Below are 24,207 nucleotides of genomic sequence, written 5' to 3'. Positions count from 1 at the left end.
ATGGCTGGCTCAAAAATAACAAAAGACATCTTCGGAACGCTGCCGGACGGCCGCAACGTCGAGCGCATCGTGCTGCGCGGGGAGGGCGGGTTCGAAGCCCGCATCATCACCCATGGCGCGGTGATCCAGGCGCTCATCGCACCGGACGCCAAAGGCGGTTACGACGACGTCGTGCTCGGCCATGACGCGTTCGCCGGTTATCTCGCCGAACGAAAGTTCTTCGGTGCCACCGTCGGCCGCTACGCCAACCGCATTGCCAACGGACGATTTTCGCTGGACGGCGAAACGGTGCAGCTTCCGGTCAACAACGGTCCGAATGCGCTGCACGGCGGCCTCGACGGGTTCGATCGCAAGCTCTGGGAGATAGCCGCCATCGATGACGGCGCGGAGCCGGGCGTCACGCTCACCTATTCGAGCCCGCATGGCGAAGAAAACTATCCCGGCCGGCTCGACGTGCGCCTGACCTATCGCGTCACCGGCCCGGCCGAGCTGTCGTTGACGATGGAGGCGCGAACCGACCGTCCGACCATCGTCAACCTGACCAATCACAGCTTCTTCAATCTGGAAGGCGCGACCTCAGGCACGCCCATTCTCGACCACAAGCTGACGGTCGCCGCCGAGCATTTCCTCGCCATCGATCCCACCGCCATTCCGTTGCCTGAGCCGCCGCGCGCGGTGGCCGGAACGCCGTTCGACTTCCGCGACGGCGAGGCCGTCGGCGCGCGCATCCGCGAGAGCGATCAGCAGTTGCGGAACGGCAAGGGCTACGACCATACCTACTGCCTCGGGCGTGACGGCAAGCTTGCTTTCGCGGCCCGGCTGGAGGCGCCGCGTTCGGGGCGCATCATGGAGCTCCTGACCAATCAGCCCGGCCTTCAGGTCTATTCCGGCAACTATCTCGACGGCACGATTTCGGGCAAGGGCGGTAAGCTCATCCGGCAGTCGGATGCCATGTGTCTCGAGCCGCACATCTGGCCGGATGCGCCGAACCGGCCGGATTTCCCGAGCCCGCGCCTCAATCCCGGCGAGGTCTACCGCCATCACACGGTCTATCGCTTTGGAGTGAGGACGCCATGATGGAAGAGGTGCCGACCTCGGTTCTCTCGGACGATCCATGCCATCTCGGCGAGGGGCCGACCTATGATTTGAGCAGCGACACGGCCTGGTGGTTCGATATCCGTGAGGGGCGGCTGTTCGAGGCCCATCTCGGCAGCGGCAGCATTCGCGTCCACGCGCTCGGCCGGATGGCGAGCGGTCTCGGGCGCATCGACGCCGAGCGCCAGTTGATCGTCGCCGAAGACGGCCTCTACGTCCGCAAGCTCGCTGACGGCGCGTTGACGCTGGTCTGTCCGCTTGAAGCCGACAATCCCGGGACGCGCTCCAACGATGCCCGTGTGCATCAGTCCGGCACGTTCTGGATCGGCACCATGGGCCGCAATGCGGAAGCAGGAGCCGGCGCGATCTACGCGTTCCATCGCGGCAAGATCTCGATGCTGTTCCCCCGCATCACCATTCCCAATTCGATCTGTTTTTCACCTGATGGTGCGACCGGCTACTTCGCCGACACCGCGCGCGCCGTGCTCTACGCCGTTCCGCTTGATCCGGCGACCGGCTTGCCGCGAGGCGAGCCGGACGTTCTGTTGCGCCACACCGGCATCGGGGGCCTCGACGGCTCGGTGTGCGACGCCGACGGGCAGATCTGGAACGCCTGCTGGGGTGCGGGCCGGGTCGATGTCTACTCTCCGCAAGGCGAGCGCCTGCGCTCGCTGCGCGTGCCGGCAAAGCAGTCGAGCTGCCCGGCCTTCGTCGGCCCTGATCTGTCACGCCTCCTCGTCACCTCGGCCTGGCAGGATATGGACGCGGCGGCGCGCGCTGCCGATCCGCAAGCCGGCTGCACTTTCCTGTTGCAGGCATCTGCGCGTGGCCGCGCGGAGCCTGACGTCAAGCTCGCATAGGAGGCTCGAAGCCGCACACGACCAACGTTCTCGACGAAACGAAGAAACAGTCTGACACCCAAGGGAGTAAAACATGCTGAAACTGAAGACGACATTCCTCGCGCTGGCGCTGGCCGGCGCAGCGACGATGGCCTCAGGCGTCACCGCCTCCGCCCAGGATAAGGCGACGGTCGGCATAGCCATGCCGACGAAATCGTCGGCGCGCTGGATCGACGACGGCAACAACATGGTCAAGGTGCTGAAGGAGCGCGGCTACAACACCGATCTGCAATATGCCGAGGACGACATCCCGAACCAGCTCTCGCAGGTCGAGAACATGGTAACCAAGGGTGCGAAAGCGCTGGTGATCGCCGCGATCGACGGCACCACGCTGTCCGACGTGCTCAAGCAGGCGAAAGCAAAAGGCATCACCGTGATCGCCTATGACCGCCTGATCCGCGGCACGCCGAATGTCGACTATTACGCGACCTTTGACAATTTCCAGGTCGGCGTGCTGCAGGCGGAATCGCTCGTGCAGGGGCTCGGCCTCAAGGACGGCAAGGGCCCATTCAACATCGAGCTGTTCGGCGGCTCGCCCGACGACAACAACGCCTACTTCTTCTACAACGGCGCGATGAGCGTGCTGAAGCCGTACATCGACAGCGGCAAGCTCGTCGTCGTCTCCGGCCAGATGGGCATGGACAAGGTCGCGACGCTCCGCTGGGACGGCGCCACCGCACAGGCGCGCATGGACAATCTGCTCAGCGCCTACTACGGCAACAAGAAGGTCAACGCGGTGCTGTCGCCCTATGACGGCCTCTCGATCGGCATCATCTCATCGCTGAAGGGCGTGGGCTATGGCAGCGCCGGCCAGCCGATGCCTGTTATCTCGGGTCAGGATGCCGAGGTGCCCTCGATCAAGGCGATGCTGCGCGGCGATCAGTACTCGACCATCTTCAAGGACACCCGCGACCTCGCCAAGGTGACCGCCGACATGGTCGACGCCGCACTCGCCGGCAAGCAGGTCACCGTCAACGACACCAAGACCTACGAGAACGGCGCCAAGACGGTGCCGTCCTATCTCTTGAAGCCGGTCGTGGTCTACAAGGACAATTGGGAGAAGACTCTGGTCGACAGCGGCTACTACAAGAAGTCGCAGTTCCAGTAAGCTTCTTTCTTTCCCCTCTCCCCGCTTGCGGGGAGAGCCTCTTCTCCCTCTCCCCGCAAGCGGGGAGAGGTGAACTAGCAGCGATCGAGGGATGTGAAATCATGACCGTCATGCTGGAGATGCGCAACGTCAGCAAGAGCTTTTCAGGCGTGCAGGCTCTGCGTGACGTGAACTTCTCGGTCGAGGCCGGGCAGATCCACGCGCTTGTCGGCGAGAACGGTGCCGGCAAATCCACACTGATGAAAGTGCTCAGCGGCGTCTACCCGGCCGGCAGCTACGAGGGCACCATCGTCTTCGAGGGCGAGGAGCGCCGCTTCCGCGACATCAACGATTCCGAGGCGCTCGGCATCATCATCATCCACCAGGAGCTGGCGCTGATCCCGCTGATGTCGATCGCGGAGAACATCTTCCTGTCGCATCCGCCGTCAAAATTCGGCGTCATCGATCGCGACGAGGTCTACCGGCGCACGCGCGAGCTGCTCGCGCAGGTCGGCCTGAAGGAATCGCCGGATACGCTGATCACCGACCTCGGCGTCGGCAAGCAGCAGCTGGTAGAGATCGCGAAGGCGCTGTCCAAGCGGGTGCGGATGCTGATCCTGGACGAGCCGACCGCGAGCCTCAACGAGGCCGACAGCGCCGCGCTGCTCGAACGCCTGATGGCCTTCCGCGAGCAGGGCATCGGCTCGATCCTGATCTCGCACAAGCTCAACGAGGTGGCCAAGGTCGCCGACCACATCACCGTGCTGCGCGACGGCCGCACCGTCGACAGCATCGACTGCCGCAGCGAGCCGATCCAGGAAGACCGCATCATCCGCAGCATGGTCAACCGCGATCTCGCCCATCGCTTTCCCGAGCGCAGCGCGAAGATCGGCGCGCCTGTCCTGACCGTCGAGAACTGGTCGGTCTATCACCCCATTCATCCCGAGCGGCAGGTGATCAAGAACGTCAATTTCGGCGTGAAGCGCGGCGAGGTCGTCGGCATTGCCGGGCTGATGGGCGCCGGCCGCACCGAGTTTGCCATGAGCCTGTTCGGCCGCTCCTGGGGCACCACTATCAGCGGCCGGATCCGGCTCGAGGGCAGGGAGATCGTGCTGCCGAGCGTCGCGGCTGCGATCGACGCCGGCCTTGCCTATGTCACCGAGGACCGCAAGCAGCTGGGCTTGATCCTGGCCGATGACGTCCGCAAGAACATCACGCTCGCCAGCCTCGACCAGGTCGCACCCGGCCGGGTGATCGACGACATCGCCGAGCTGAAGGTTGCCAGCGACTACCGGAGCCGCATGCGCATCCGCTGCTCCGACGTGTACCAGGAGACCGGCCAGCTCTCCGGCGGCAACCAGCAGAAAGTGGTGCTGTCGAAATGGCTGATGACCGATCCCAAGGTCCTGATCCTGGACGAGCCGACCCGGGGCATCGATGTCGGTGCCAAATACGAGATTTACTGTATCATCAACGAGCTTGCGGAGGCCGGGCGCGGCGTCGTGGTGATCTCCTCGGAGATGCCCGAGCTGCTCGGTATCTGCGATCGCATCTGCGTCATGAACGACGGCGCCTTCGTCGGGGAGTTCAAGGGCGCAGAGGCGACGCAGGAGAAGATCATGCGCGCCATCATGCGCAACGAACGAAGCAACGGAAACGGCGTGCCTGAGGCCGCGGAGATGGGAGGATTGCAGCCATGACCGACAAGACGGTGTCGCTGCCCGAGGAGCGCCGGACCGGCAGCTTCATCAAGAACAATTTGCGCAATTACGGCATGCTGATGTCGCTGATCGCGATCATGCTGTTCTTCCAGGTCATGACCGGCGGCACGCTGCTCCAGCCGCTCAACCTGACCAATCTGGTGCTCCAGAACAGCTACATCGTCATCATGGCGCTCGGCATGCTGCTCGTGATCGTCACCGGCCATATCGACCTCTCGGTGGGGTCGGTCGCGGGCTTCGTCGGCGCGGTCGCCGCCCTGCTGATGGTGACGTACAAGGTCGACTATACGCTCGCCTTCATCGCCTGCCTCGTGGTCGGCGCTGCGATCGGCGCGGCGCAGGGCTATTGGGTCGCGTATTTCAAGATACCATCTTTCATCGTGACCCTGGCCGGCATGCTCGTGTTCAAGGGACTTGCGCTGGCGGTGTTGCAGGGGCAGTCGCTCGGGCCGTTTCCGCCGACTTTCCAGAAACTGTCATCGGGCTTCATTCCGGAGTTCCTGCCCGAAGCGGGCACGCTGCATCCGACCTCGATGCTGATCGGCGCCGTGCTGGCGCTGGGGCTGGTCTATGCCAGCGCCAAGAGCCGCGCGCGCGAGCAGTCGCACGGCATCGAGGTTGAGCCTTACGCGTTCTTCCTCGGCAAGAGCGTGGTGCTGGCCTGCGCCGTGCTCTACTTCACCTACCTGATCGCGACCTATCGCGGCCTGCCGAACGTGCTGGTGATCATGAGCGCCTTGATCGCGCTCTACGGCTTCGTCACCCGCCGCACCGTGATCGGCCGGCAGATCTATGCGGTCGGCGGCAACGCCAAGGCGGCAAGCCTGTCGGGCATCAAGACCGAACGGTTGACCTTCCTCACCTTCGTCAACATGGGCGTGCTCGCGGCTCTCGCCGGCCTCGTCTTTGCCGCGCGCCTCAACACCGCGACGCCGAAAGCGGGCCTCGGCTTCGAGCTTGACGTCATCGCTGCCTGCTTCATCGGTGGCGCCTCGGCCTATGGCGGCGTCGGCCGCGTCGGCGGCGCGGTGGTCGGCGCCATGATCATGGGCGTGATGAACAACGGCATGTCCATCCTCGGCATCGGCATCGACTATCAGCAGGTCATCAAGGGCCTGGTGCTGTTGGGCGCGGTGTGCATCGACGTGTATAATCAGCGGCGGTAAGCGCAAAATCACGTCGCGGGGGAGGCTCTGGCGCCGCCCCGCCAGGCGACTACAATTTTCGTCAATTTCGATCATGGCATCGCGACCGGAACCGATGCCTCGCGATGACCATGATTTGGGGGCTAGATCCGGGGGTGCCGAGCAGGGCACGGGCAGGGCAGCACCAGTGGCGGCTCATATCCACGAGATGACAGACGATGAATTTGAGGGCCGGCTTCGCATCCTCTTGCGCATCGTTTCCGCCTGCACCCTCGGGCTAGGCTCCTTTGCTGCAGGTTTATTGATCGGCGCCTTTGTTCTGTTTTGAACGAGGCGATTCACTCCAGAGCCTCGGAGCGAGAGGCGCCGGCGCGTCTTGTTGATCTAGATCAACCGATCGCCAATTCCGTGCTAATCTCATGTGGTCGACGCAAGGGACCACGGGGAACCTGAGTGACGAGTACAGTGAGGTCATCGCCGGCTTCGGAAGTGATGCTGGTCTCGACTTTGCCGGCGTTGCAGCTGATCTACGACACCGCCCCGATCGGGTTGGCCTGTCTGTCGCCGGACTGCCGCTATTTGCTGATCAACCAGCGTCTGACCGAGATCTGCGGCATATCCATCGAAGGCCATCTTGGACATACGGTCAGGGACTGCGTGCCGGCCCTGGCGGGTTCCGTCGAGCAGATTGTGCGCTCGATCGTCGCGACGGGCGAGCCCGTGATCGGTATCGAGGTGGCGGGGCAGCGGGCCGATCAGGTCGAGGAGCGTTCCTGGGTTACTTATTGGCACCCGCTGCGAATGCCGGATGGCGAGATTGTCGCGGTCAACGTGGCGGCGGAGGAGATCACCGAACGCAAGCGCGCCGAGCGGGAGATTCACAGCGCCAGGGACGCCGCCGAGACCGCGCTTCGCCATCTGCGCGATATCCAGGACACCCTGATCGAGGCGGAAAAGCTGGCGGCGCTCGGGCGCATGGTTGCCGGTGTCGCGCACGAGATCAACACGCCGCTCGGCAGCAGTCTGACGGTGGCATCGACGCTCCAGCGCAAGGCGGAGCAGTTCGCGGCGGAGGTCGCGCGGGGTAATCTCAAGCGCTCGACACTGACGGGGTTTCTGGAACTGGTCAGCGATGCGTCGGCGCAGCTGGTCACGAATCTCGGTCGCGCCGCCGAGCGGGTGCAATCCTTCAAGCAGGTGGCGGCTGACCAGACCGAGTCACTTCGGCGCAGCTTCGACGCAGGCGAGCTGACCGGCCAGGTTCTGTCGCAGTTCGAGCGGCAGTTGCGGGTGCGCGACATCGCGTTCAGCCTCCACTGCGAAACGAATCTCGCCATGGACAGCTATCCCGGGCCTTTCGGCCAAGTGCTCACCAACCTCGCAGTCAATGCGATGACGCACGCGTTCTCCGATGGTGAGACCGGGACGATCAACGTCTCGCTCCGTGCGGTCAATGATGACCACGTTGAGCTGCTGTTTGCTGATGACGGCTGCGGCATGGCTCCCGATGTGGAACGGCGGGCCTTCGACCCATTCTTCACCACGCGCCGGCACGACGGCGCCAGCGGCCTCGGTCTGCATATCGTGCACAGCATCGTCGTCGACCGGCTGGGTGGGCAGCTCCGGCTCGAGAGCCTGCCCGGCGCGGGGACTCGGTTTCAGCTCATCCTGCCGAGAATAGCGCCCGACCGGCGATAGCTGATCGTCTCCTCATCGGTAGTGCCCGGCTACTGCGTCGTGAACAGCACCGTCGCGATCGCGACGGAGAGGCTCACCGCCGATACCGTCGCCACCGTCGACAGCACGCCCATGCGCCGGAGCGCGATGGCGAAGGCGATGATGATGGGTGTCGCGGTCATTAGCCCGATCTGTGCATCGCTCATGTCATTGCTCACCGCTCTTTGCGAACCCTGAGTCTGTTCGTACCGCGCTCCGGCGAGCGGGACGTTGCGTCGGCGCAAACATCTCCGCCGGTGGCCCCCCAGTTTGTCCTGCGACAAATTCCGAACTGGACGGTTGAGCTAAGTCTGGCCGGTGTCCTGATCCGGAAAGACGATGTCTGCGGCCGATTGCGAACAACAGGGAACCGGCTGGGGAATCTTGGAAGATCTCCCCGGCGATCCCATGATCTGGGTGCTGATCTTCAGCGAGCTCGTCGCCTTCGGCCTGTTCCTCGGCGCCTTCGTCGTTGCCCGGGCGATCCATCCCGTTGTGTTCGCGGCTGGGCAGGCGGCGCTCAACGCGAATCTCGCCGGCCTCAACACAATCGTGCTGGTGACCAGCGGCTGGGCCGCGGCGAGGGCGACCAGATCTGCGCGCGCCAGTGAAAAGCGGGCATCGCGCCGCTGGCTACTGATTGCCATGGCGCTCGGCGGCTTCTTCATCGCCATCAAGCTCGCCGAATATGCCGAGGAGATCGGTCGCGGCGTTGGCCTCGAGACCAGCCCGTTCTTCACGCTCTACTTCCTCCTGACCGGCTTCCATCTCCTGCACGTCTGCCTCGGCATCATCATCCTTGCCGTGGTCTGCCGCCGCGCCGAGATCTCGGGCGTCGAGACCGGCGCCGCCTTCTGGCACATGGTCGATCTGGTCTGGATCGTCATGTTCCCGATCCTCTATCTGGTGCGCTGATCATGCCCGGCCGTCTCGACATCACCTGGCTCGTGCTGATCGGCCTCGCGCTGGCGACGGTGCTGCTGCCACAGCTGGTGCCGAGACCGCTGCTCGGCGACGCTTTGTTGCTGACCTTCGCCGCCATCAAGGGCCGCCGCATTGCGCTTGATTTCATGGATCTCCGCGCGGCGCCGGCGCTCTGGCGCGGTCTGGTGAGCGCATGGATCCTCATCGTGGTGTTGTTTGCCTGGCTCGCCTCCGCCGTCATCGCATTGATCTGACGCCGTCAACGCAGCGCTCATTGCGCCCGGACAAAGACCCGTCGGCACCAATCGGCAAGATACAGCATCACTGCTTCCTCACGACTGGACTCACAACGGAAAGGACTGGCAATGGCTGAACGCCTGACCAAGTCGGCGGCTCGAAACGTCTTCTACGGCGGCTCGGCCTTCTTCTTCGCCATCTTCTTGGGGCTGACGGCGCACAGCCACTATTACATGGCCACGACTTCGACGGACGCGGCCACGCTGACGTCGTCGGTCGCGCGCGGCAAGCATGTCTGGGAGAAGAACTCCTGCATCAACTGCCACACCTTGCTGGGCGAGGGCGCCTATTTCGCCCCCGAAGTCGGCAATGTCTGGGATCGTTGGGGCGGCAATGAGGATCCGGCCGGTGCGCGCGAGACCTTGAAGGCCTGGATGCAATCGCAGCCCTCGGGCGCGGAGGGCCGGCGCCAGATGCCGCAGTTCAACCTCACTGACCAGGAACTGAACGATCTCGCCGACTTCCTGCAATGGACCAGCAAGATCAAGCGCCAGGAGTGGCCGCCGAACAAGGCCGGCTGACGCCTTCCTCTTTCAGGGCCTTGCCTCTTTCAAGACCTTGCCTCTTTCAAGACAGAGAGAACCCGAAATGAAATATCAGACCCAGAAAGTCGCGATGCTGTATTTCTACGGCGCGCTGACGCTGTTCCTGGCGCAGGTCCTGTTTGGCCTGCTTGCTGGAACCATCTACGTACTGCCCAACACGCTGTCGGTGCTGCTGCCGTTCAACATTGTCAGGATGATTCATACCAACGCGCTGATCGTGTGGTCGCTGATCGGCTTCATGGGCGCGACCTACTTCCTGCTGCCTGAGGAAACCGAGACCGAGCTTTACAGCCCGCTGCTCGCAAAGATCCAGTTCTGGATGTTCTTCGGCGCAGCCGGTGTGGCCGTGGTCGGCTATCTCTTCCACTACCACGAAGGCCGCGAATTCCTCGAGCAGCCCTTCATCATCAAGATCGGCATCGTGGTCGTCTGCCTGATGTTCCTGTTCAACGTGACGATGACGGCGCTTAGGGGACGCAAGACGACGGTCACTAACATCCTGTTGTTCGGCCTGTGGGGCGTTGCGATCTTCTTCCTGTTCGCCTTCTACAATCCGGCCAATCTCGCGGTCGACAAGATGTACTGGTGGTATGTCGTTCATCTCTGGGTCGAGGGCGTCTGGGAGCTGATCATGGCGTCCGTGCTCGCCTATCTGATGATCAAGCTCAACGGCATCGACCGCGAGGTGGTCGAGAAGTGGCTCTACGTCATCATCGGCCTTGCGCTGTTCTCGGGCATTCTCGGCACCGGCCACCATTTCTACTGGATCGGCGCGCCAGGTTACTGGCAGTGGATCGGCTCGCTGTTCTCCACGCTGGAGGTCGCGCCCTTCTTCACCATGGTGATCTTCACGGTGCAGATGACCTGGAAGGCCGGCCGCAAGCATCCGAACCGCGCCGCGCTGCTGTGGTCGGTCGGCTGCTCGGTGATGGCATTCCTCGGCGCCGGCGTCTGGGGCTTCCTGCACACGCTGTCGTCGGTGAACTACTACACCCACGGCACGCAGGTCACCGCCGCACATGGCCATCTCGCCTTCTTCGGCGCCTATGTGATGCTGAACCTGTCGGTGATGGCTTATGCGATCCCGCAAATCAAGGGACGTGCGCCCTATAACCAGTGGCTCAGCATGACCAGCTTCTGGATCATGTGCACGGCGATGATGACCATGACCTTCGCGCTGACCTTTGCCGGCGTGATTCAAGTCCATCTCCAGCGCGTGCTTGGCCAGAGTTACATGGACGTGCAGGACCAGCTTGCCTTCTTCTACTGGGTGCGGCTCGGCTCCGGCGTGTTCGTCGCGATCTCGGCATTGATGTTCGTCTGGGCGGTGCTGGTGCCCGGCCGCGAGAAGCAGGCGACTATCTCGGGCGCCCTGCAACCGGCCGAATAAACGCAAGGCGGCCGCGCAGTCGCGGCCGCCTTTCCAGAATGATTTCCGGAGAAGAACCATGACAGCAGCACTTCACGCCCTGGCGGCACCCGCGCTCGTGCTCCCGGCTTACGTTCCGAGCGGCAACGAATGCGCGCTGTTCGAGCACGCCTGGCGGCACCAGCTCCCGGTCCTGCTGAAGGGGCCGACCGGCTGCGGCAAGACGCGCTTCGTCGCCCACATGGCGGCGCGGCTAGGACTGCCGCTTCACACCGTCGCGTGCCACGACGATCTCACCGCCGCCGATCTTACCGGCCGCTACCTGCTAAGGGGCGGCGACACCGTATGGACCGACGGTCCGCTGACACGGGCGGTGAGGGAAGGCGGCATCTGCTATCTCGACGAAGTCGTGGAGGCGCGCAAGGACGTCACGGTGGTGCTGCATCCGCTCACCGACGACCGCCGTATCCTGCCGCTGGAGCGGACCGGTGAGGAGCTGGTCGCGCCGAAGAGCTTCATGCTGGTGGTCTCCTACAATCCCGGTTACCAGACGCTGCTGAAGGCGTTGAAGCCGTCGACGCGTCAGCGCTTCGTCGCCGTCGAGTTCGGCTTCTTAGCCCCGGAGCAGGAGATCGCGGTGGTCGCGGCCGAGAGCGGGCTCGCACCCGACTATGTGCGGCCGCTGGTCCTGCTGGCCGGCCGGCTGCGCGCGCTGAAGGGGCACGACCTGGAGGAGGGCGTTTCGACCCGTCTCGTGGTCTATTGCGCCACCCTGATTGCGGCGGGAGCCTCAATTACGGATGCGGTGCTGGCCGGCATGATCGAACCGCTCACCGATGACGCAGACGTCAAGGCGGCGCTGCTCGACGTCGCACGCGCCGTGATGTCCTGAGGGGGATGCGATGCTCGATTTCCTCGAGCTTGAAGAAACCGTCGGCCGAGCCTGGCATCGCCTGGTCGGCGGCACCGCGAGCTATCAGGCCCATGCCGAACACGCGGTGTCGCTCGCGGAGGTGCGCAGCCGGATCGCAATCATGTTCCGCGCGCTTGGCGGAGAGACGGGCGTGCAGATCGCGAGCGCGAGTGCCCGTCGGACCGGGCATCGGCTTGGATGGCGTCAGCGCATCGGGCTCGGCGACGAGCGGCTCGCGCAACCCGGGCGTGACGCCGCGACGATCTTCCTGCCCGACAACATCGCGATCTTCGCCGATCGCGGGCTGAATGCTGCGCTGTACCGGTGGCTGGCCGCGTGGTTTGCCTTTGCACCGGTCGACGTGATCGCGGAGGCCGATCCGCTGCGGCGCGATCTGCTGACGCTGCGCCGGACCAGCGAAGTCGCGGTGCTTGTGCTCACGGAATGTCCCGGCCTTGCCGAAGACTACGCCCGGCTGGCCGCGGCCACGGCCATGGCGCGGCCGCACCGGCCATTGCCGCGCATCGAGCAGGACATGGAGCAGATCGTGCTTGCTCTGCTCGGCGCCGATACGCCGCCGGTGGGAAAGCTGTGGCCGGCGATGATGGGGACGGGGCCGCTGCCGGACAAGGCGCCGCCCGGCTATCGTTCGATCCTGCCATGCCCGCTCTGGGGCGATTGCTGGACACGGGCGCTGTCGCCCGCACATGCGGGTGACGACGCGTGCGTGCCGACCGCTGCACCAGTGCCATCGGACGATCGCAAGCGTTTTGCCGTCCGCGAGCGCGAAGACGGTACCGATCGCCGCGATCCTTTCGTGCTCAATCGCTTTGAAAAGATCCTCGCGATGGCCGAGATGATCAATGTCGACCGCCCGGCTGACGACAGTGAGGACGAGGATGCGCGGAAGGCAGCCGACGACCTCGAGGAGATCACGCTCAGCCGCCGCAGCGGCAAGCCGGCGAGCCGGCTCAAATTCGATCTCGACCTGCCGCCGGAAGCCCTCGATGTATCGCCATTGAACGCCGACCTGAGCTATCCCGAATGGGACTATCGCAGCAGCTCCTATCTGCCCGATCATTGCCGTGTGCTCGCGGGTGCGGCCTCCGAGCTGGGTGAGGGCTGGACGCCTGATGACGCCATGCGTCGGCACATCCGCCAGGTGCGCCGCCGCTTCGAGGTGTTGCGGCCGCGTCATGAATTGATGCGCGCCCAGGCCGATGGGCACGACCTCGATCTCGACGCGCTCGTGCGCGCGCGGTGCGATCTCCGCGCCGGAAGTGGCGGGGGCGGTCTCGATCGGGTCCATGTGGCGATGCGACCGCGAGGGGACGATCTTGCCGTCACGCTGCTCGTGGACGTCTCGCTTTCGACGGATGCGTGGGTCGACGGTTATCGGGTGCTCGACGTCGAGAAGGAGGCGCTGCTGGTGCTTGCGCACGGCCTGTCGGCCTGCGGCGATCACCACAGCATCCTCACCTTCACCTCGCGCCGGCGTTCCTGGGTGCGGCTCGAAACGGTCAAGGCCTTCGGCGAGCCGATGAGTGGCGCGATCGAGCGCCGGATCGGCGCGCTGAAGCCTGGCTATTACACACGGATCGGTGCGGCGGTACGCCACGCCTCGGCCGAGCTGGCGCGCCAGCCGCAGCGCAAGAAGTTGCTGCTCGTTCTCACCGACGGCAAGCCGAACGACGTCGATCATTATGAGGGGCGCTTTGCGGTCGAGGACACCCGCAAATCCGTGCAGGAGGCGCGGCGGCTCGGCATCGCGGTCTTCGGCGTGACGGTCGATGCGACGGCGCAATCCTACGTCCCGACGTTGTTCGGCCGCAGCGGCTACGCCATCGTCGGCAACATCCGTCGACTGCCTGCGGCGCTGCCGGCGATCTATCGACAGGTCGCCCATTGACCCCGGAGAACCCGCATATGTCCTCCACCGGGTGAACTATTGCTCAAAGTGTGGGTATATGATCGAATGGCCGGATGGACCGAAGCCGGCAAAGGCCCGATCTGGTCATTTTCGACTGCGACGGCGTGCTCGTCGACAGCGAGCTCGTGAGCTGCCAGTGCCTTGTGGACGAGCTGTCCGGATTTGGGATATCGCTGACACTTGCGCAGGCGCTCGAGCTGTTTCTCGGACGAAGCACGAGCGCGATCACGCAGCACTATCGCGAACTCGGCCAGGCGGTGCCGGCCGATTTTCCCGTCCGGCTGAAGTCGCGCGTACTGACCGCCTTCGAGAAAGCGCTCCATCCGATTCCCGATGCGGATACCGTCCTGTCCGGACTGCGCGTGCCGTGTTGCGTGGCCTCGTCGAGTGATCTCGACCGCGTCGCGCTGTCGCTGAGGGTGACCGGTCTCGCGCCCCATTTCGGCGACCGGATCTACACGGCGCAGATGGTCACGCACGGCAAGCCCGCGCCGGATCTCTTTCTCCACGCGGCGGAGAAAATGGGCGCGCTCCCTGCGCGCACACTGGTGATCGAGGACAGCGTCAGTGGCGTGCTGGCCGCGAAGGCTGCCGGCATGACCGTCTGGGGATTTGTCGGCGGCAGCCATTATCGCGGACGCGACGGCCAGGCTATATTGTCCGGCGCCGGGGCCGATCGGGTCTTCGCGCACATGAGCGAATTCTGGGAGGCATAGGCCGCCATGGCCGTCGAGAACGAAAGGTCCAGACTCGACGATGCCGCGCGTGCCGGCTGGCTCTATTTCATTGCCGGTCACACCCAGGACGAGATCGCAAAGATGCTCCAGGTCTCGCGGGCCTCCGCGCAGCGGCTGGTCTCGCTGTGCCTCGCCGAACGTCTCATCACCTTCCGTCTCGAACATCCCATCGCCGCCTGCATGGAACTGGCGGCACGCTTGAAGGAGCGCTTCGACCTCAGCCATTGCGAGGTGGTGCCGGCCGATCCTGCCGCGCCGCAGGCCACGGCAGGCATCGCCGAACGCTGCGCCAATCTGCTGGATTCGACGTTGCGTTCGGAAACGCCCGTCATCGTCGCGCTCGGCACGGGCAGGGCGGTGCGCGCCGCGGTCGAGCGCGTGACGCCGATCGACCGGCCCAACCACCAGATCGTCTCGCTGGTCGGCAACATCTCCGCCGATGGTTCGGCGAGCTTCTACGACACCGTCGGCCGGCTCGCCGACCGCACCGGTGCGCGGCACTATCCGATGCCGCTGCCGTTCCTGATGTCGTCGGAAGACGAGCGCAACAAGATGGTGCGGATCGAGCCGATCGCGAAGGTTAAGGCGGTCGCGGCCAAGGCTGACTTGCGCCTCGTCGGCATCGGTCAGATGGACCAGAAGGCGCAAATCCACGTCGACGGCTTCGTCACCCGCGACGAATTGTTCGAGATGATGCGGCAGGGGGCGATCGGCGAAATCACCGGTTGGGCCTATGATTCCAAGGGCCGCCTGCTCAAGGCCGGCACCAACAGGCGCCTCACCAGCATTCCGCCGGAAGTGCCGGCCAAGACCACGACGATCGGCGCCGCGGTCGGTGCAGCCAAGGTGCCGGCGATCGCGGCCGCGCTGAACGGGCACCTGATCAACGGCCTGATCACGGACGAGGCGACGGCAAGGGCGATTCTGGAGCGGTAGGGCGGGCGCTACAGCCACTTGCGCCAATGTCATCATCCGCGAAAGCGGATGATCCAGTACGCCGCGGCCTATCCGGTGCGAAACCAACTCACGACACGTCGTACTGGATGCCCCGCTTTCGCGGGGCATGACAGCGAAGGCGGAGGAAAAGCTCCGGCCCTCCCGCACCGCAGCACTCATAAGTTGCGGGAACGTCCGCGCGCCTGCTTGACAAGCGCCGCACCTCGTCCGAACATACGCCCAACGCGTGGGCATATGCTCAGAAGCGCGATCCTAGGGAGGTCACCGTGAAACACGTCCTCGGCGCCGTCTGCGGCGCGTCTTGCCTGTTGCTGGCCGTCCCTGTGATGGCCGAAACGACCCTGACCATCGCCACCGTCAACAATGGCGACATGATCCGCATGCAGGGGCTGACCAGCGAATTCACCAAGAAAAATCCGGACATCACCGTCAAATGGGTGACGCTGGAGGAGAACGTGCTGCGCCAGCGCGTCACCACGGACATCGCCACCAAGGGCGGCCAGTTCGACGTCCTCACCATCGGCACTTACGAGGTGCCAATCTGGGCCAAGAAGGGCTGGCTGGTGCCGCTCGCCAATCTCGGCGCCGATTACGACGTCGCCGACCTGCTGCCGAAGATCAGGGACGCGGTCTCCGTCGACGGCAAGCTCTACGCCGCGCCGTTTTATGGCGAGAGCTCGATGGTGATGTATCGCACCGACCTGTTCGAGAAGGCCGGCCTGAAGATGCCGGAAAAGCCGACCTGGGATTTCGTCATCGACGCCGCCAAGAAGCTCACTGACAAGAGCGCCGGCACCTACGGCATCTGTCTCCGCGGCAAGGCCGGGTGGGGCGAGAACATGGCGTTCCTGTCGGCCATGGCCAATTCCTACGGCGCGCGCTGGTTCGACGAGAAGTGGGAGCCGCAGTTCAACACGCCGGAATGGAAGACGACGCTTACGACCTACGTCAATCTGATGAAGGAGGCCGGCCCGCCCGGCGCGAGCTCGAACGGCTTCAACGAGAATCTGGCGCTGTTCAACGCCGGCAAGTGCGCGATGTGGATCGATGCCACGGTCGCGGCGTCCTTCGTCACCAATCCGAAGGAGTCCAAGGTCGCCGACAAGGTCGGCTTTGCGCTGGCGCCGAACACTGGGCTCGGCAAGAACGCCAACTGGCTGTGGGCCTGGAGCCTCGCAATCCCCGCCGGCTCCAAGAAGACGGAAGCCGCCGAAAAGTTCATCGCCTGGGCCACCAGCAAGGACTACACCAAGCTCGTGGCGTCGAAGGAGGGCTGGGCCAACGTGCCGCCGGGCACACGGACCTCGCTCTACCAGAACGAGGACTATCTGAAAGTCGCGCCGTTCGCGAAGCTGACGCTGGCCTCGATTGATGCGGCCGACCCGAACAAGCCCACCGTGAAGCCGGTGCCTTACGTCGGCGTGCAATACGCGGCGATCCCCGAATTCCAGGGCATCGGCACGCAGGTGGGCCAGCAATTCTCCGCCGCGCTCGCGGGATCGATGACGGTCGATGCCGCGCTCACCGCCGCGCAATCCGCGACCGAGCGCGAGATGAAGCGCGCCGGCTATATCAAGTAGACCCGAGCTCTCCCTGAGCTCACACTTGCGGCCATCCACCAGCCAGCCCCGGACGGATGGCCGCCTTCTTTCTCCAGCGGAGAGGCCAAGAATGGCAACCCGGCAGACGCAGTTCCTTGCGCGGTCGCTTCTGACCCCGGCCGTCGGGCTCCTGTTCATCTGGATGATCGTCCCGCTGGCGCTGACGATCTATTTCTCGACCCTGCATTACAGCCTGCTCGATCCCGGCTCCGAGGCGTTCGTCGGCCTGGAGAATTTCCGCTACTTCCTCACCGATCCCGCCTTCCTCGCTTCGCTCCGGAACACGCTGGTGCTGGTCGGCTCGGTGCTGGCGCTGACCATCCTGCTCGGCATTCCCCTGGCGGTGCTGCTCGATCAACCCGTGATCGGCCTCAACATCGTGCGGCTGATGGTGATCGCACCGTTCTTCGTGATGCCGACGGTGAGCGCGCTGGTCTGGAAGAACCTCTTGATGCATCCGGTGTCCGGCCTGTTCGCCTGGCTCGCCAAGGTATTCGGGCTGACGCCGATCGACTGGTTCACTGACGCGCCGCTGCTCGCGGTGATCCTGATCGTCGCCTGGCAATGGCTGCCGTTCGCGACGCTGATCCTGCTCACCGCGCTGCAATCGCTTGACGAGGAGCAGAAGGAGGCGGCCGAGATGGACGGCGCCAGCGCGCTCTCGGCCTTCATCTACATCACGCTGCCGCATCTGGCGCGTCCCATCACAGTGGTGATCTTGATCGAGACCATCTTCCTGCTCACGGTGTTCGCCGAGATCTACGTCACCACCGGCGGTGGTCCCGGACTGTCGACCACCAACATCGCGTTCCTGATCTATTCGCAGGCGCTGATCCAGTTCGATGTCGGCAGTGCCTCCGCCGGCGGCCTCGTTGCTGTCGTGATCGCCAACATCGTCGCTTTCTTCCTCGTCCGCATCGTCGGCCGCAACCTGGAGGCATGAGAGCATGGCGCGGATGGCGACGACGCAGCGGGTGGTGGTATCGACGATCGGGGCGTGGTTCTTCGGCTTCCTGATCTTCTTCCCGATCCTCTGGATGGTACTGGCGAGCTTCAAGACCGAGTTAGAGGCCTTCGCGATTCCGCCGTCCTTCCTGTTCTTCCACTGGACCACGGAAAACTACGCCACCGTACAGGAGCGCAGCGACTATCTGCATCACGCGCTGAACTCGATCATCATCGCCGGCGGCTCGACCTTGATCGCGCTGCTGATCGCAATCCCCGCGGCCTGGTCGATGGCGTTCTCCCCGACCAAACGCACCAAGGACATCCTGCTCTGGATGCTCTCGACCAAGATGATGCCGCCGGTAGGCGTGCTGGTGCCGATCTATCTGATCTTCAAGACCTTCGGCCTGCTCGATTCCCGCGCTGGACTGATCTTCATCCTCTGCCTCGGTAACTTACCGATCGTGATCTGGATGCTCTTTACCTATTTCAAGGAGATCCCGCGCGACATCCTCGAAGCCGCGCGCATGGACGGCGCTACCATCGGCCGCGAGCTCGTCTATGTGCTGACGCCAATGGCGATCCCGGGCCTCGCCTCGACCATGCTGCTCAATCTGATCCTCGCCTGGAACGAGGCGTTCTGGACGCTCAACCTGACGACCTCGAACGCCGCGCCGCTCACCACGTTCATCGCCTCCTATTCGAGCCCGGAAGGGCTGTTCTGGGCAAAGCTGTCGGCGGCCTCGACGCTGGCGATCGCGCCCATTCTCGTCCTCGGTTGGTTCAGCCAGAAGCAGCTCGTGCGCGGGCTCACCTTCGGCGCGGTGAAGTAAAGGGGCTGGCGGATCATGGGTCAGATCACACTTCAGGACGTACAGAAATCCTTCGGGCCCGTGCACATCATCAAGGGCGCCGATCTCGAGATCGCGGACGGCTCCTTCGTGGTGTTCGTCGGCCCGTCCGGTTGCGGCAAGACCACGCTGCTGCGGCTGATCGCCGGGCTCGAGGACGTCTCAGGCGGCAAGATCCTGATCGACGGCAAGAACGTCGTCGACACGCCGCCGGCCAAGCGCGGGCTGTCGATGGTGTTTCAGTCCTATGCGCTCTATCCGCATATGAGTGTGCGCGGCAATATCGGCTTCGGCCTCAAGATGGCGGGTCTTTCCAAGGACGAGACCAACCGCAAGGTCGAGGCGGCGGCGGCGACGCTGAACCTGACGCCTTATCTCGACCGCAAGCCGCGCGAGCTCTCTGGCGGCCAGCGCCAGCGCGTCGCGATCGGCCGCGCCATCGTCCGCGAGCCCAAGGCGTTCCTGTTCGACGAGCCGCTGTCCAACCTGGATGCGGCCTTGCGCGTGCAGATGCGGATAGAGGTCACGCGGCTCCAGAAGCAGCTCGGCACCACCGCGATCTACGTCACCCACGATCAGGTCGAGGCCATGACCATGGCCGACAAGATCGTCGTGCTCAATGGCGGCAAGATCGAGCAATATGGCTCGCCGCTGGAGCTCTACGAGCGGCCCGCCAATCTCTTCGTCGCCGGCTTCATCGGCTCGCCGAAGATGAACTTCGTCACTGGCGAGCACGCCTTGCAGAAGGGCGCGGCGACGATCGGCGTGCGGCCGGAGCATCTCAAGATCGAGCGCGACGGCGCCGGCGGCTGGCAGGGAACGATCGCGGTCGCCGAGCATCTGGGCAGCGACACCTTCCTTTATGTCGATGCCGGACCGCTCGGCATGCTGACGGCGCGCTACATCGGCGAATTGAGCCTGCATGCCGGCGACCGCGTGTCGCTGGTGCCGGATCCCGCGCGCATCCATCGCTTCGACGACAGCGGCAACGCGCTTCGGGGCTGACAAGAAACGGCAAGAGACGGCAAGAGACGGCAAGAAACGGAAAGACCACCATGTACCTCGAAAAATTCAAGCTGAGCGGCAAGACCGCGTTCATCACCGGCGGCGGGCAAGGCATTGGCCTCGCCTGCGCGGAAGCGCTGGCCGAAGCCGGCGCGAAGGTCATCATCGGCGACCGCGACAGCAAGGTTGCCGACAGCGCGAAGGCCAGCCTGAAGGCGAAGGGTTTTGACATCGAGACGGCGATCATGGACGTCACCGACACGAAGCGCGTGGCGGAGGTCGCGGCCGACCTCGTCGCCCGCCACGGCAAGGTCGACATCCTCGTCAACAATGCCGGCATCGCCCGCAGCGAGACGCCGGCCGAGACCGTCACCGACGAGCACTGGCTCAACGTCATCGACGTCAATCTCAACGGCACCTTCTGGTGCTGCCGCGAATTCGGCAAGCACATGCTGAAGGCCAGGAGCGGCGCCATCGTCAATGTCGGCTCGATGTCGGGCTTCATCGTCAACAAGCCGCAGGAGCAGTGCTTCTACAACGCCTCCAAGGCCGGCGTGCACCATTTGACCAAGTCGCTGGCCGCCGAATGGGGCGCGCGCGGCGTCCGCGTCAACGCGGTGGCGCCGACCTATATCGACACGCCGCTCAATGCTTTCGTGAAAAGCACCCCGAAAATGTATGACGCCTGGATCGGCGGAACCCCGATGGCGCGGATGGGGCAGGTCGAGGAGATCGCCTCCGTCGTGCTGTTCCTGGCCTCGGAGGCCGCGAGCCTGATGACCGGCAGCATCGTGCTGGTGGATGGCGGCTACACTTGCTGGTAGGCTTGCGTCAAAACTGACGAGAGCGACCGGGAGCGACAATGCCGCGAGCGTATATCGGCGTCGACGTGGGGACCACGAGCACGCGGGCGGGGGTGTTTGACGAGGCGGGCACCCTCCTTGCCACCGCCAAGCATCCGATCCGGATCTGGCACGAGGCCGGCGACATCGTCGAGCAATCGTCGTCCGACATCTGGGACGCCTGCGTAAAGTCGGTGCGGGCGGCGATGGCGGAAGCTGCCATCGCGCCCGACAGCGTCGGCGGCATCGGTTTCGACGCCACCTGTTCGCTGGTCGTCCTCGATCGGCAAGGCGAGCCGGTCACCGTCAGTGCCTCCGGCGACCGCCAGCGCAATGTCATCGTCTGGATGGACCATCGCGCCACGGCCGAGGCACGGCTGATCAACGAGACCGGGGACGCGGTGCTGCGTTATGTCGGCGGTTCGATCTCGCCCGAGATGGAGATGCCGAAGCTGCTGTGGCTGAAGCGGCACATGCGCGCGAGCTTCGATGCCGCCGGTCATTTCTTCGATCTGGCAGATTATCTGACCTGGCGCGCGACCGGGTCGCTGCAGCGCTCGACCTGCACGGTCACCTGCAAATGGAACTACCTCGCACACGACGGCGGCGGCTGGAGCGCGCCGTTCTTCAAGCGCATCGGTCTCTCCGATTTCGTCAGCGAGAAATACGCCCGCATCGGCACCGAGATCGTCGCGCCCGGCACGCGGCTCGGCGAAGGCCTCACCCGAACTGCGGCTGCGGAGCTCGGCCTGTCGCCGGGCACGCCGGTCGGCGCCTCGCTGATCGATGCCCATGCCGGCGGCATCGGCGCGATCGGCGGACGCGACGGATCGGGCGGAACGAGCGATGTCAGCGACCGTCTCGCCTACATCATGGGGACGTCGGCCTGCATCATGGCGACGACGATGGAGCCGTGCTTCGTGCCCGGCGTATGGGGCCCTTATTATTCCGGCATGGTGCCGGACTTCTGGCTCAACGAAGGCGGCCAGTCGGCTGCGGGCGCGGCGATAGACCATCTCCTCAAGTCGCATCCCGGCCATGCCGAGGCGAGCGCGGCGGCGCGCAACGAGGGTGTCGACCTCATCGAGTACCTCGAGCGGCGCATCATCGCGCGCGCCGGTGACGTCAGCCGTGCCGCGCTGCTCGCCCGCGACGTCCATGTGCTTCCCGAATTCATCGGCAACCGCTCTCCCTACGCCGACCCCGACACCCGCGCGGTGATCGCGGGCCTCGACCTCGACAGCGACGTTGGTGCGATGGAGCGGCTGTTCGTCGCCGGCCTCTGCGGTCTGGCTTATGGCCTCGCCGAGGTGATCGAGGCCTTTGCCGCGCATGGCGTCCATTCCAGCATCATGATCATGGGCGGCGGCGCGAGCCGCAGTCCGCTGGTGCGGCAGATCATGGCGGATACCACCGGGCTCACCGTCGCGCTGCCGCAAACCAAAGAACCCGTGCTGCTGGGCGCCGCGATGCTCGGCGCGGTGGCCGGCGGTGCCTATGCCTCGATCGGCGAGACCATGGCGAAGATGTCGGCGCTGGGACGGAAGAGCGAACCGACCGCGCCCGGCATGGCCGCGTTTCATGCCCGCAAGCGCGAGGTCTACAAGCTGCTCCGCGAGGTCGATCGCGGCAGCCGTGAAGCGATGCGCGAGGGTGCCGGAGGTTGAAACGGATGTTGATTGCCTGCGGCGATGCGCTGATCGATTTCGTCCCGACGCGAAACACCGAGGGGCGAGAGGCGGTGATGCCTGCGGTCGGCGGCTCCTGCCTCAACGTCGCGATCGGCATGGCGCGGCTGGGCGCGCCGACAGGATTTGTCGGCGGCGTCTCGACCGACATGTTCGGACGAATGATCGCAGATCATGCGACGGCGTCGAACGTCGAGCTGGGGCTGGCCACCCGCAGCGACCGCCAGACCACGCTCGCCTTCGTGCGCATCGTCGCGGGCGAGTCGCACTACGCCTTCTACGATGCCGAAACCGCGACACGGAACTGGACCTACCGGCGCGGCACAATTCCGTTCGCGAATATCGAGGCCGTCCATGTCGGCTCGACCACGCTGGTGAACGACCAAGGCGCGGCCGAGACGAAAGCCCTGATCGCGGACGCGCGCGCGTCGTCGACGATCTCCTTCGATCCGAACTGCCGCCCCAATCTGGTCAAGAACAAGCCGGCCTATCTCGCGCGCATGGCCGAGTTCGCAGGCCAAGCCGATCTCATCAAGATGTCGGATGTCGATTTCGCGTATCTCTTCGGCGAGGAGCCCCACGAGCAGCGCGCGAAGCTGCTGTTGGGGCAGGGCACGAGCCTCGTCGTCATCACCCGCGGCAACAACGGGGCTGTTGCCTGGCACGCGGGAGCAGGGCAGATCGAAGTTCAGGCGCCGAAGGTCGAGATCGCCGACACCATTGGCGCCGGCGACAGTTTTCAGGCTGCGCTCCTGTTCGCCCTGCACAAGCAGGGCCGCATCAGCCGGCAGCAGCTGAAAGACATCGGCGCGGACGAGCTTCGCCGCGCGCTGTCCTTTGCCGCCAATTGCGCCGGCATGACCTGTACCCGCCCGGGCGCCGATCCGCCGTGGAGCCATGAAGTCACGTGGGGCGTCTAGCGCGGCTGCGCATCACAGCCGTGCGACGACCTTCTCGGCGCATTTGAGGAAGGTGCGGATCAGCGGGCTCTGCGAATCCCGCCGCCAGCACACGGCGATATCGATGGAGTCGGCGGCATCCCGCAGCGGCCTGAACACGATGCCCTGCGGCGCGCCGAGCTTCGCGCAGGCCGGCAGGATCGCAAGCCCCTCGCCGGCGAGAACGAGGCTCATCGCCGAATGCACCGTCTCCACCCGGCTCGCGATCGGCATCACGATCTGATGCCGCCGCAGCAAGGCTGCGACCGCGGAGGAGGCGGGGTCTTGCTCCGGCGGCGGCAGCGCGATCAGCGGGCGGCCCTGGAGTCGCGCCATCGGCACTGCGCTCAGGCGCGCAAGCGGCGAGCGCTTCGGCATCGCCAGCATGAACGGCTGCGCGCCAATCCGCGCCACCTGGATCTCGGGATGGTGGATCGCCGGCATGCACAGCGCGACGGTGACGCTGCGGTCGAGCAGCCGCGCCTCGCGCGTCGAGGCGCTGAGCTCGGCGAAGTCGAGGTCGACGCCGGCAATGGATCGCCGCAGCTCGGGGATCAGGCGCGGCAGCATGGCGTTCGCGAGCACGAACATGTATCCGACCGAAATCCGCCCGCGGCTGCCGGCCGCGACCGCCCGCGCGGCTTCGACCCCGTCGGCCGCGAGCGCCAGCGCCTCGCCGGCGCGCACCAGCAGGGCCTGGCCCGCTTCGGTCAGGTCCATGCCGCGCGTGCCGCGGCGGAACAGCGGCGCGCCAACCTCGGCCTCTAACTTGCGGATCTGGACCGACAGCGGCGGCTGGGCCATCCGCAGCCGTTCGGCGGCCTTGCCGACGCTGCGCGCCTCGGCCACGGCGACGAAATAGCGAAGCCGGTGAAGATCCATTGGCATACCGAAAACGTATGGGTTGACCATCAAAATGGTATTGGACGCTGAGTTAACAGAAGTGTCATTCTCGCTGTCAATGCCTTGTCAATGCTTGGGCCAACGAGGGCCGGCTTCGGA

23 protein-coding genes are annotated in these 24,207 nt (G+C 64.9%); 21 read left to right on the top strand and 2 right to left on the bottom strand.

Features of this window, described 5'->3' with window-relative positions; translation table 11 throughout:
- The 6 genes from AB7Z56_RS30570 to AB7Z56_RS30545 all read left to right on the top strand — a co-directional run bounded on the left by AB7Z56_RS30570 (position 1) and on the right by AB7Z56_RS30545 (position 7,645).
- Complete coding sequence (locus tag AB7Z56_RS30570; RefSeq protein ID WP_063984481.1) at positions 1 to 1,077, top strand: aldose epimerase family protein; 1,077 nt, start codon at positions 1 to 3, stop codon at positions 1,075 to 1,077.
- Entirely contained in the window at positions 1,077 to 1,955 is an 879-nt protein-coding gene (locus AB7Z56_RS30565; protein ID WP_063984480.1) for an SMP-30/gluconolactonase/LRE family protein, read from the top strand. Before AB7Z56_RS30570 ends, AB7Z56_RS30565 begins: the two co-directional genes overlap by 1 nt.
- A gap of 73 nt (positions 1,956 to 2,028) precedes the next feature.
- Positions 2,029 to 3,102, top strand: coding sequence for a multiple monosaccharide ABC transporter substrate-binding protein (gene chvE / locus AB7Z56_RS30560; RefSeq protein ID WP_063984479.1), 1,074 nt, complete (start codon positions 2,029 to 2,031; stop codon positions 3,100 to 3,102).
- 101 nt (positions 3,103 to 3,203) lie between these two features.
- The gene (gene mmsA, locus AB7Z56_RS30555) at positions 3,204 to 4,781 is read left to right on the top strand and encodes a multiple monosaccharide ABC transporter ATP-binding protein (protein WP_063984478.1); all 1,578 of its coding nucleotides are present in this window, start codon (positions 3,204 to 3,206) and stop codon (positions 4,779 to 4,781) included.
- Complete coding sequence (gene mmsB, locus AB7Z56_RS30550) at positions 4,778 to 5,968, top strand: multiple monosaccharide ABC transporter permease (protein WP_063984477.1); 1,191 nt, start codon at positions 4,778 to 4,780, stop codon at positions 5,966 to 5,968. Before mmsA ends, mmsB begins: the two co-directional genes overlap by 4 nt.
- Positions 5,969 to 6,439: 471 nt before the next feature.
- Positions 6,440 to 7,645, top strand: coding sequence for a sensor histidine kinase (locus tag AB7Z56_RS30545; protein ID WP_084795230.1), 1,206 nt, complete (start codon positions 6,440 to 6,442; stop codon positions 7,643 to 7,645).
- A gap of 29 nt (positions 7,646 to 7,674) precedes the next feature.
- On the opposite strand, the gene AB7Z56_RS30540 is transcribed toward AB7Z56_RS30545, so the two are convergent.
- Positions 7,675 to 7,830: a hypothetical protein gene (locus AB7Z56_RS30540; protein WP_085965373.1), complete on the bottom strand. Its 156-nt coding sequence runs from the start codon at positions 7,828 to 7,830 to the stop codon at positions 7,675 to 7,677.
- 172 nt (positions 7,831 to 8,002) lie between these two features.
- Between AB7Z56_RS30540 and AB7Z56_RS30535 the strand changes: the two genes are divergently transcribed.
- The 15 genes from AB7Z56_RS30535 to AB7Z56_RS30465 all read left to right on the top strand — a co-directional run bounded on the left by AB7Z56_RS30535 (position 8,003) and on the right by AB7Z56_RS30465 (position 23,187).
- On the top strand, positions 8,003 to 8,578 hold the full coding sequence (locus tag AB7Z56_RS30535) for a cytochrome c oxidase subunit 3 family protein (protein ID WP_063984475.1): 576 nt from the start codon (positions 8,003 to 8,005) through the stop codon (positions 8,576 to 8,578).
- 2 nt (positions 8,579 to 8,580) lie between these two features.
- Positions 8,581 to 8,841 (top strand): cytochrome C oxidase subunit IV family protein, encoded by a 261-nt coding sequence (locus tag AB7Z56_RS30530; protein WP_063984474.1) that lies wholly within the window; start codon positions 8,581 to 8,583, stop codon positions 8,839 to 8,841.
- Positions 8,842 to 8,952: 111 nt separating this feature from the next.
- Positions 8,953 to 9,405 (top strand): c-type cytochrome, encoded by a 453-nt coding sequence (locus AB7Z56_RS30525; RefSeq protein ID WP_063984473.1) that lies wholly within the window; start codon positions 8,953 to 8,955, stop codon positions 9,403 to 9,405.
- Between the two features lie 67 nt (positions 9,406 to 9,472).
- Positions 9,473 to 10,819, top strand: coding sequence for a cbb3-type cytochrome c oxidase subunit I (locus tag AB7Z56_RS30520; RefSeq protein ID WP_063984472.1), 1,347 nt, complete (start codon positions 9,473 to 9,475; stop codon positions 10,817 to 10,819).
- Between the two features lie 58 nt (positions 10,820 to 10,877).
- A complete protein-coding gene (locus AB7Z56_RS30515; RefSeq protein WP_063984471.1) occupies positions 10,878 to 11,690 on the top strand; it encodes a CbbQ/NirQ/NorQ/GpvN family protein in 813 nt (270 codons plus the stop codon).
- A gap of 10 nt (positions 11,691 to 11,700) precedes the next feature.
- On the top strand, positions 11,701 to 13,620 hold the full coding sequence (locus tag AB7Z56_RS30510) for a nitric oxide reductase activation protein NorD (RefSeq protein WP_063984470.1): 1,920 nt from the start codon (positions 11,701 to 11,703) through the stop codon (positions 13,618 to 13,620).
- A gap of 74 nt (positions 13,621 to 13,694) precedes the next feature.
- A complete protein-coding gene (locus tag AB7Z56_RS30505; RefSeq protein ID WP_063984469.1) occupies positions 13,695 to 14,357 on the top strand; it encodes an HAD family hydrolase in 663 nt (220 codons plus the stop codon).
- A gap of 6 nt (positions 14,358 to 14,363) precedes the next feature.
- Positions 14,364 to 15,314 (top strand): sugar-binding transcriptional regulator, encoded by a 951-nt coding sequence (locus AB7Z56_RS30500; RefSeq protein WP_063984468.1) that lies wholly within the window; start codon positions 14,364 to 14,366, stop codon positions 15,312 to 15,314.
- A gap of 347 nt (positions 15,315 to 15,661) precedes the next feature.
- The gene (locus tag AB7Z56_RS30495; RefSeq protein WP_441256852.1) at positions 15,662 to 16,915 is read left to right on the top strand and encodes an ABC transporter substrate-binding protein; all 1,254 of its coding nucleotides are present in this window, start codon (positions 15,662 to 15,664) and stop codon (positions 16,913 to 16,915) included.
- Between the two features lie 91 nt (positions 16,916 to 17,006).
- On the top strand, positions 17,007 to 17,879 hold the full coding sequence (locus tag AB7Z56_RS30490) for a carbohydrate ABC transporter permease (protein ID WP_063984466.1): 873 nt from the start codon (positions 17,007 to 17,009) through the stop codon (positions 17,877 to 17,879).
- A gap of 4 nt (positions 17,880 to 17,883) precedes the next feature.
- Entirely contained in the window at positions 17,884 to 18,714 is an 831-nt protein-coding gene (locus AB7Z56_RS30485; RefSeq protein WP_063984465.1) for a carbohydrate ABC transporter permease, read from the top strand.
- A gap of 15 nt (positions 18,715 to 18,729) precedes the next feature.
- A complete protein-coding gene (locus AB7Z56_RS30480; protein ID WP_063984464.1) occupies positions 18,730 to 19,737 on the top strand; it encodes an ABC transporter ATP-binding protein in 1,008 nt (335 codons plus the stop codon).
- A gap of 50 nt (positions 19,738 to 19,787) precedes the next feature.
- Positions 19,788 to 20,561 carry an SDR family NAD(P)-dependent oxidoreductase gene (locus tag AB7Z56_RS30475; protein ID WP_063984463.1) on the top strand — a complete coding sequence of 258 codons (774 nt, stop codon included), beginning with the start codon at positions 19,788 to 19,790 and terminating at the stop codon, positions 20,559 to 20,561.
- A gap of 38 nt (positions 20,562 to 20,599) precedes the next feature.
- On the top strand, positions 20,600 to 22,246 hold the full coding sequence (locus AB7Z56_RS30470) for an FGGY-family carbohydrate kinase (protein WP_063984462.1): 1,647 nt from the start codon (positions 20,600 to 20,602) through the stop codon (positions 22,244 to 22,246).
- Between the two features lie 5 nt (positions 22,247 to 22,251).
- The gene (locus AB7Z56_RS30465; protein ID WP_441256711.1) at positions 22,252 to 23,187 is read left to right on the top strand and encodes a carbohydrate kinase family protein; all 936 of its coding nucleotides are present in this window, start codon (positions 22,252 to 22,254) and stop codon (positions 23,185 to 23,187) included.
- A 12-nt stretch (positions 23,188 to 23,199) separates the two neighbouring features.
- Here AB7Z56_RS30465 and AB7Z56_RS30460 read toward each other — a convergent pair whose 3' ends face one another.
- On the bottom strand, positions 23,200 to 24,087 hold the full coding sequence (locus AB7Z56_RS30460; protein ID WP_441256710.1) for a LysR family transcriptional regulator: 888 nt from the start codon (positions 24,085 to 24,087) through the stop codon (positions 23,200 to 23,202).
- Positions 24,088 to 24,207: the final 120 nt, after the last annotated feature.

Source organism: Bradyrhizobium sp. 482_C4_N1_8 (genome assembly GCF_052075965.1).
Lineage (GTDB): Bacteria > Pseudomonadota > Alphaproteobacteria > Rhizobiales > Xanthobacteraceae > Bradyrhizobium > Bradyrhizobium barranii.
The sequence above is the reverse complement of the archived record's forward strand: the minus strand, read 5'-3'. Positions and strand labels throughout refer to the sequence as shown.